The organism is Citrobacter sp. wls757 (assembly GCF_005280935.1).
GTDB classification, from domain to species: Bacteria; Pseudomonadota; Gammaproteobacteria; order Enterobacterales; family Enterobacteriaceae; genus Citrobacter; species Citrobacter portucalensis.
The window spans coordinates 1-7,086 of the sequence record NZ_SZWU01000031.1 but is presented as its reverse complement, the minus strand read 5'-3'; the positions used below and the strand labels follow the sequence as shown (position 1 = coordinate 7,086).

Sequence of the window (7,086 nt, the reverse complement as noted above, 5' to 3'; positions counted from 1 at the left end):
CTACGGAGCGCCCTTTTTTTATGTTATTTTGCATCACTGTTACGATTATTTCCTTTCGTGCTCTCCATCACTGCAATTCTATTTCCTGTCTGAATATAGATAAATCAAACAGAATTAAGATCACAGAAAAGACAAAACGTAATTGCAATGTAAAAAATGATAATTGTCTTCCCTGCCTGTTAAATTCACCATCACGACACTGATCAAAAGAGCTGTATCCTCTAAGGCAGGTCTGAATGAACTCTCAATATAATTCCAGTTATATTTTTTCGATTACATTAGTGGCAACGTTAGGAGGGCTATTATTCGGCTACGACACTGCGGTCATATCCGGAACGGTAGAATCCCTGAATACCGTGTTTGTCGCACCACAACATTTAAGTGAATCCGCCGCCAACTCGCTGTTGGGCTTTTGCGTCGCCAGTGCGTTGATAGGCTGCATCATCGGCGGTGCACTGGGCGGCTATTGCAGTAACCGGTTTGGCCGCCGGGACTCGCTGAAAATCGCGGCTCTGCTGTTCTTTATTTCCGGTATTGGTTCTGCCTGGCCGGAATTAGGCTTTACGACGATTAATCCTGATAATTCCGTACCTGTTTATTTGGCCGGATACGTTCCCGAATTTGTTATTTATCGTATCATTGGTGGTATTGGCGTAGGTTTAGCCTCAATGCTCTCACCAATGTATATTGCTGAACTGGCACCCGCACATATTCGTGGAAAACTGGTGTCATTTAACCAATTCGCCATTATTTTTGGTCAACTATTGGTGTATTGCGTTAACTATTTTATCGCCCGTTCTGGCGACGCTAACTGGTTGAATACCGATGGCTGGCGCTATATGTTTGCGTCCGAAAGTATTCCCGCCCTGCTGTTTTTACTGCTGCTGTACACCGTACCAGAAAGCCCGCGCTGGCTGATGGCGCGTGGCAGACACGAGCAGGCGGAAGGTATTCTGCGCAAAATTATGGGCAGCACCCTCGCTACCCAGGCCATGCAGGAGATCAATCAGTCTCTGGAACATGGTCGTAAAACCGGTGGTCGCCTGCTGATGTTTGGCGCAGGCGTTATCGTCATCGGCGTAATGCTGTCTATCTTCCAGCAATTCGTCGGTATTAACGTCGTGCTCTACTACGCCCCAGAGGTGTTTAAAACGCTGGGAGCCAGCACCGATGTGGCGCTGTTACAGACCATCATTGTTGGCGTGATCAACCTGAGCTTTACCGTGCTGGCGATCATGACGGTGGATAAATTTGGTCGCAAACCGCTGCAGATTATTGGCGCTCTGGGCATGGCCATTGGTATGTTCAGCCTCGGTACCGCGTTTTATACCCAGGCTTCCGGGCTGGTTGCTCTGCTGTCGATGCTATTTTACGTCGCCGCATTCGCCATGTCCTGGGGACCGGTTTGCTGGGTGCTGCTGGCAGAAATCTTCCCCAATGCGATTCGCGGCAAAGCGCTCGCCATTGCGGTGGCCGCACAATGGCTGGCGAACTATTTCGTCTCCTGGACCTTCCCGATGATGGACAAAAATTCGTGGCTGGTTTCCCATTTCCACAACGGTTTCTCCTACTGGATTTACGGTTGTATGGGTATTCTGGCGGCGCTGTTTATGTGGAAGTTTGTACCGGAAACCAAAGGCAAAACGCTGGAAGAACTTGAAGAACTGTGGGAACCCGCCGCAGAGAAAACCCAGCCAGCCTCTGCGCAGTAACCCTGACCTGCAACACGCCGCAGCCCGATTGCGGCGCGTTGTCTTTTACTCTCGCTTCAGCCGTTTTGAATTACACAGCCACAAGGTGATCACCAGCAGCAGGATCGCCGCGGAATAGATCAGCACATCCATCGGTGCTTTATGATCGACAATGATCAACCGCACAATCGCGGTGATCCCGATATAGACAAAATAGCGCAACGGAAAGTGAAACCCCGACTGAAAGTACTTCACAATCAGCGCGATAAATTCAAAATAGAGGAAGTAAACCACCAGCCCTTCCACCAGCTCATACTTGCTGGTTTGTTCCGGCGCGAACAGCACATCCGCCAGATGCAGCGTTTCTTTCCCGAGGAATACAACCAGGATCAGGCCCAAACTCAGCAGTCCCAGATTCAACACGGTCTGTAAGATGGTGGAGATAAACTCCACGCGCGGACGAGATAGCGACGTCATAACAGCACCTCTTACTCAGTGGCGAGGTTCCTGTATAACGCAAAAATGTGACAGAGATCTACATTTTTTGTTTATGTTTTGTGCAAGAAAGGTCAGCGGGGAATGATGAATGTCACGACACATTTCACAGGATGAAGTATGCAGCTAAGACAATCCGCTGTCCGCAACGTTACCTGCGGTGAGAACGTGGTGATTTATGAACCCGCAAATCTCTACAATTGCACATTGGGTGACAACGTTTTTGTCGGGCCATTTGTTGAAATCCAGGGTAATACGCAAATTGGCGCAGACAGCAAAATTCAGTCGCACACTTTCATCTGCGAATATGTCACCCTGGGCGCCCGCTGTTTTATCGGTCATGGCGTGATGTTCGCCAACGATATGTTTCGCGAAGGAAAACCCAACGCCGACCGCAACAGTTGGGGAAGAATTTCGATTGGCAACGATGTCTCAATCGGCAGTGGAGCGACCATTCTGGCGGTCACCATCTGCGATGGCGCGGTCATCGGTGCGGGGAGCGTGGTGACCAAATCGATCACCGAGAAAGGCGTGTATGCAGGAAACCCGGCAAAATTATTGCGTCGCCTGTAACTTGCCTGCTGACGGCGCAAATGCCTTATCCGGCCTGCAGTACAGGCAGTTTGTAGGCCGGATAAGCGTAGCGCCATCCGGCTGGCAAACGGCTCGATTAACGGAAGTTTTCACTTCTGTCGCTGGTCATGTCGTACAAACCAAACTTACGTCCAAGCTGCTGGCCGCCATCACGCGTTAACGGCGTCCAGCCAATCGCCGCACGGCTGCGGGTCGGGCCTGACGAGAACAGATCCAGCGGCACGGATACGTACACCCCTTTGGTAAAATCACCCTCTCCGTACTCATCCGGCGAGGCGTCGGTGATGGTCGCATAGCCGCCTACCACAACGCCACTGTCAAAGCGCTTCGCCACTTCCAGCGTTCCGCCCTTATCTCCCGCCAGATACTGACCCACGCTGGCTTTCACCAGTACATCCTGAGCGAATGACGGATTCCAGTACGCCGTCAAATGCCCGGTCTTCACGCTGTAGTCGGTGAATTTCATCATGTCCTGCGCGCTACGCCAGTCACGCTGTTTCACGTAGTTGGCATCAACACCAAACGCCCAGTTGCTGTCCAGTGGACGATACAGCACTTCTGCCCCCGCTCCGCCGTACATGGTTTCCAGATAGCCACCGTAAACCTGTCCGTAGAACCCGTTTCCGAGTGACTGGAAGTAGTTGGCCTGCAGGTTATTCACGTAGACATCGTTTTGCACATACTCGCGCACATGGGTACGCACTCGTGGCAAATGCGAATCCTGCGGCGGGTTGGTGTAGTTAAATTTGTCATAGTTATTGGCGAGGTTGGCGAACAAACTCCCAGTGGTCAGCAGGTGATCGGTAACCCACCAATCCGCCGTTCCCATCACGCCCAACTGATACATATAGAAGTTTTCCGGGCCGCCCACCGACTGGTTAAGCACCGGATCGATGTGGAAATCGAAGCGTGACTTATCGATATACCAGCCCTGCTCGGTCGTTTTCGGCACCACGGGCTCAACGCGTTTTTGCGCCAGCTGGGTTTCGTGGCCCAACGGTTCGCCTTCCAGATGACGCTTGAGGCTGGAAACCTCCGTTTCGGTCGTCACCTGCGGCAAGTTAAGACGATTTTCCGTAATACGGATCGTGCGGATCCCGTCGGGAAGATCGTTCATCACGATCCGGTTGGCACGTTCGATCCCTTCGCGCGAATCACGGTATTTCACCTGTTCACCGGTCACATACAGCGTATCGCCCTGCACCTGAATTTTAGGATCGGCCAGTCCGGCGTTATATTTCAGCAGCGTTAGCTGATTCGCCACCACCGAGTGTTGCAGGATGGCATCCTGCGGCTGTGGCTGATATTTCGGGCGGGCGTTGTCGTTATAGTTTGGCCGCAGATCGTTGAAGTTAGTCCGCAGCGTGACCCCAAACATAAAGGTGTTCCCGCGCTCATAGCTGAGGTTAACGTCGGCCCAATCGGTGACGCGATAAATAGCGCCGACGTTAAACTTGCTCTTCTGATCCAGCTTGCCCGCAAAATCCTGCTGGTAATTGTTTCCCTCATACTCCAGTTTCAGACGCAACGGCTGCCAGGGCGTCTGATACTCGACGCCGCCAAACAGCGATGCCGGGCCGTGGAACATCTGGCTGCCGTCAATAGAACCGGCCTGCTTGTAGCTGTTATCGCGATAGCAGAATTTATCGCTGTATGAGCAAAACGGATTGCTGACGTTACCGCTGGTCCCGAGATATCCCCAGCCCAGGCCAAGCGAGAAATCAAACGGCCCCCAGGCTTTATTCGCCACAATATACTCCGCATCGAACAGGCCAGTTCCGCCAATATCTCGCGCGCCAACCGCCACCTGCGGCATCCAGTAGCTCTCTTCCCACAGCCGTAGTTTGAGATCAAAAGCTTTATCCTTGTAAGTCTGATCGCCAGAAAACGACTCCACGCTACTGTATTTTTTGGTACGCACATCGGTGTAGCGCAGCGTGGTTTCCAACCACGGGAAGAGCTGCACCGACGCAGAGTAGTAGCGGTACTGATCGTTATCGCGGTAATTGAGGCTCATTTCGCCCTCACGTGCCATGCGTGCGGTTGGGGTTTGCAGCAGCCCCACGCCGCCAAAATCGGACTGCGAAGGTCCAATGGGCGCGGGCCAGGTTTCACCGTGGCAGGCAACGCTTACGCCCAGCGCCAGTAAGCTGAGCAGGTAAGTTTTTCTCATTATTCGGGTATCCGCTGGGTCAGGGTGCGAAGAATGTCGGCATTAATTTCATCCGGGGTGCTGCTCCAGACAGCATCAGAGAGTCCGACATAAATGATGCTGCCGGGCATCGGCTCAACGTGACGTTTGTTCCAGTAAGCGACCGGTACTTTTTGCGTGCGCCCGTCAGGATAGATAACCCAGGCGAAGCTACGATCCGCGCCGCTGAGCCGACTTTGCCCATCGAGATAACTGGCAACATCGCGCCCGGGCATAAACGGTTGTTTACCCGGATGGCTTAGCAGGCCAAACAGCGTGATATGCGTTGGCTGCGCTCCGACCCACAGCGTGTAATTGCCCTGCAACGGCGGGTTGCCTCGCTCGCTGACGCGCACAACATCCGGGTCAAGATTAATCATCTGCCTGCCAGTCACCTTCAGCGCCTGAATCTGCTGGCGTAATGTGTTGATAGTGGCCGCATCGTCACCGCTTTCTTCTGCGCCCAGCGTCGCCAGGCGAGCCAGTAATGCCTGCTGCTGACGTTCCGCCTCCGTCGTTGCCCGCTCTTCGCTGATAACCGCGCCTGGCCACCAGCTATTGCTCAACCGCGGCTGTCCAACCAGGTCGAGCAGATGTTCGGCCCCGGTCAGCGTTTTTGGCTCTTCGCTGGCGGAGGTAAAGACCTTAACGCTGCCCGCAGCAAAAACAGACGCTGCGCTCAGGCCCATCAGCAGCGCCATAACGGCTCGTTTGATCATGATTTTGCCGCCTTAATCAGCGTGGTTTTCACCGGGAAGTAATGCGCGCCTAGATACTGTTCCGACTGGCGAATCTGCCCTTCACTGTCTATCCAGTAGCGGTTATGCCAGCGCGTTTGATCGGTCGTTATCTCTTCATCGAGGATCCGTACCGGCGTGTCATCGCTGCCGATCTTGATGGTGTCTGCGCCATCCCATTTGAAAACCGATCGCGCGGTGGCATAGCGTACCTGCTGATGTTCAGTCCAGCCCATTGTGCGGGTCCACGTTGCGCCATCGACTATCTGATTGGGTTTGATGAGTGGGTCTGCCGCCAGATTATTCACCTCAATTAGGTTGTCCCCGCCGAGATGCGTTTTCACAATGCGCCCATGCTGCGTGACGAGAATAGCCCGATCCTGAGTCACCCATTTCTGCTGTCCGTTTTCCGCAAACGCGAGTACCACAAACAGTTGGGGACCGCCGTTTAGCTGCATATACTGGCTGGCGTAGGGCATATTTTGGATTTCATCGTCCGTCATCTGTACGCCGGGAGTACCAAACACGCTATCCCACAGCGAATGCCCCAACCCTTCGGTGGTGGCTGAGCACGCCTGCAGTAACAGGCAAACCATTATGAGCGCTGGTCGCTTCACGACGTTTCTCCGCATTATTGCCGGGTGGCGCAACGCTTATCCGGCCTACAAATCCCACATACTTTTGGCAATTCAAAATAACCACACCGAAGTGTGGTTAGAATTAAACGTACCTTTATTACTGGGTACTGGTGGTTGTGGTGGTTGTGGTTCCGGTATTAGAACCATCGCCGCCACCGGTCGCCGCCAGGGCGACCCCCACTGCAGAACTTACGGTGCTCACGCTGGTTGCGGAGGAACTTCCTGCCGAAACCGACGCGGCAGCCGACCCTGCCGCCTCACCCACCTGAACGGGGGCGGCATAGACAGAAGTCGCCGCAAGCGCAGATATAGCCCACAGGCCATACAGAACTTTTTTCATCACAAATTCCCTTCATTGTATGAATGGAGATTTACCCAAAAGAATTTCGGGCGAGATCGAGTATACACAAGCCAAAGTGTGAAAATTACGCCACGCGGGAATTTAGGATAATTAGATAACGAAAGGAAAAATGATTAAAAAATACAACAAAGACAAATAAATCAATAAATTAAAATATAAAAATTAAAATGCAATATCCGGTAAATCCGAAAACATCAGAAATTGAATAACATTAATAAAATTATTTTAGGATTAAGCTCAATTAAGGTATGAAGTTAGAACGTAGATATCCTGGAGCATTCTTATAAAAAAGCCGATATTAATATCGGCTTTTTATTTCATTAATGCCGGATGCGGCTAAACGCTTTATCCGGCCTTGTATTATCCTCTCTGTGCAGAG

The 7,086-nt window shown here is 52.2% G+C and carries 7 protein-coding genes; 2 read left to right on the top strand and 5 right to left on the bottom strand.

Annotation, left to right across the window (positions count from 1 at the left end):
* Positions 1 to 236: 236 nt before the first annotated feature.
* Positions 237 to 1,712: a D-xylose transporter XylE gene (gene xylE, locus FDW94_RS08300; protein WP_071445334.1), complete on the top strand. Its 1,476-nt coding sequence runs from the start codon at positions 237 to 239 to the stop codon at positions 1,710 to 1,712.
* Positions 1,713 to 1,757: 45 nt separating this feature from the next.
* On the opposite strand, the gene psiE is transcribed toward xylE, so the two are convergent.
* Positions 1,758 to 2,168: a phosphate-starvation-inducible protein PsiE gene (gene psiE, locus FDW94_RS08295; protein WP_003031674.1), complete on the bottom strand. Its 411-nt coding sequence runs from the start codon at positions 2,166 to 2,168 to the stop codon at positions 1,758 to 1,760.
* 138 nt (positions 2,169 to 2,306) lie between these two features.
* Between psiE and FDW94_RS08290 the strand changes: the two genes are divergently transcribed.
* Positions 2,307 to 2,759, top strand: a complete 453-nt coding sequence (locus FDW94_RS08290) for an acyltransferase (protein WP_008786912.1) — start codon at positions 2,307 to 2,309, stop codon at positions 2,757 to 2,759.
* Positions 2,760 to 2,856: 97 nt separating this feature from the next.
* Here the strand turns inward: FDW94_RS08290 and FDW94_RS08285 are convergent, their stop codons facing one another.
* The 4 genes from FDW94_RS08285 to yjbE form a co-directional block, all read right to left on the bottom strand.
* The gene (locus tag FDW94_RS08285; RefSeq protein ID WP_057068682.1) at positions 2,857 to 4,953 is read right to left on the bottom strand and encodes a YjbH domain-containing protein; all 2,097 of its coding nucleotides are present in this window, start codon (positions 4,951 to 4,953) and stop codon (positions 2,857 to 2,859) included.
* On the bottom strand, positions 4,953 to 5,690 hold the full coding sequence (locus FDW94_RS08280) for a capsule biosynthesis GfcC family protein (protein ID WP_137377439.1): 738 nt from the start codon (positions 5,688 to 5,690) through the stop codon (positions 4,953 to 4,955). Before FDW94_RS08280 ends, FDW94_RS08285 begins: the two co-directional genes overlap by 1 nt.
* Positions 5,687 to 6,325, bottom strand: coding sequence for a YjbF family lipoprotein (locus FDW94_RS08275; RefSeq protein ID WP_128612467.1), 639 nt, complete (start codon positions 6,323 to 6,325; stop codon positions 5,687 to 5,689). The genes FDW94_RS08280 and FDW94_RS08275 overlap by 4 nt, the downstream gene beginning before the upstream one ends.
* Before the next feature lie 118 nt (positions 6,326 to 6,443).
* Entirely contained in the window at positions 6,444 to 6,686 is a 243-nt protein-coding gene (gene yjbE / locus FDW94_RS08270; RefSeq protein WP_003826562.1) for an exopolysaccharide production protein YjbE, read from the bottom strand.
* Between the last annotated feature and the right edge of the window lie 400 nt (positions 6,687 to 7,086).

Bases quoted from the DNA above. Each gene is read 5' to 3' on its own strand.
- FDW94_RS08290 (WP_008786912.1), top strand. From the start codon at position 2,307: ATGCAGCTAAGACAATCCGCTGTCCGCAACGTTACCTGCGGTGAGAAC.
- FDW94_RS08280 (WP_137377439.1), bottom strand. From the start codon at position 5,690: ATGATCAAACGAGCCGTTATGGCGCTGCTGATGGGCCTGAGCGCAGCG.
- FDW94_RS08285 (WP_057068682.1), bottom strand. From the start codon at position 4,953: ATGAGAAAAACTTACCTGCTCAGCTTACTGGCGCTGGGCGTAAGCGTT.
- psiE (WP_003031674.1), bottom strand. From the start codon at position 2,168: ATGACGTCGCTATCTCGTCCGCGCGTGGAGTTTATCTCCACCATCTTA.
- xylE (WP_071445334.1), top strand. From the start codon at position 237: ATGAACTCTCAATATAATTCCAGTTATATTTTTTCGATTACATTAGTG.
- yjbE (WP_003826562.1), bottom strand. From the start codon at position 6,686: ATGAAAAAAGTTCTGTATGGCCTGTGGGCTATATCTGCGCTTGCGGCG.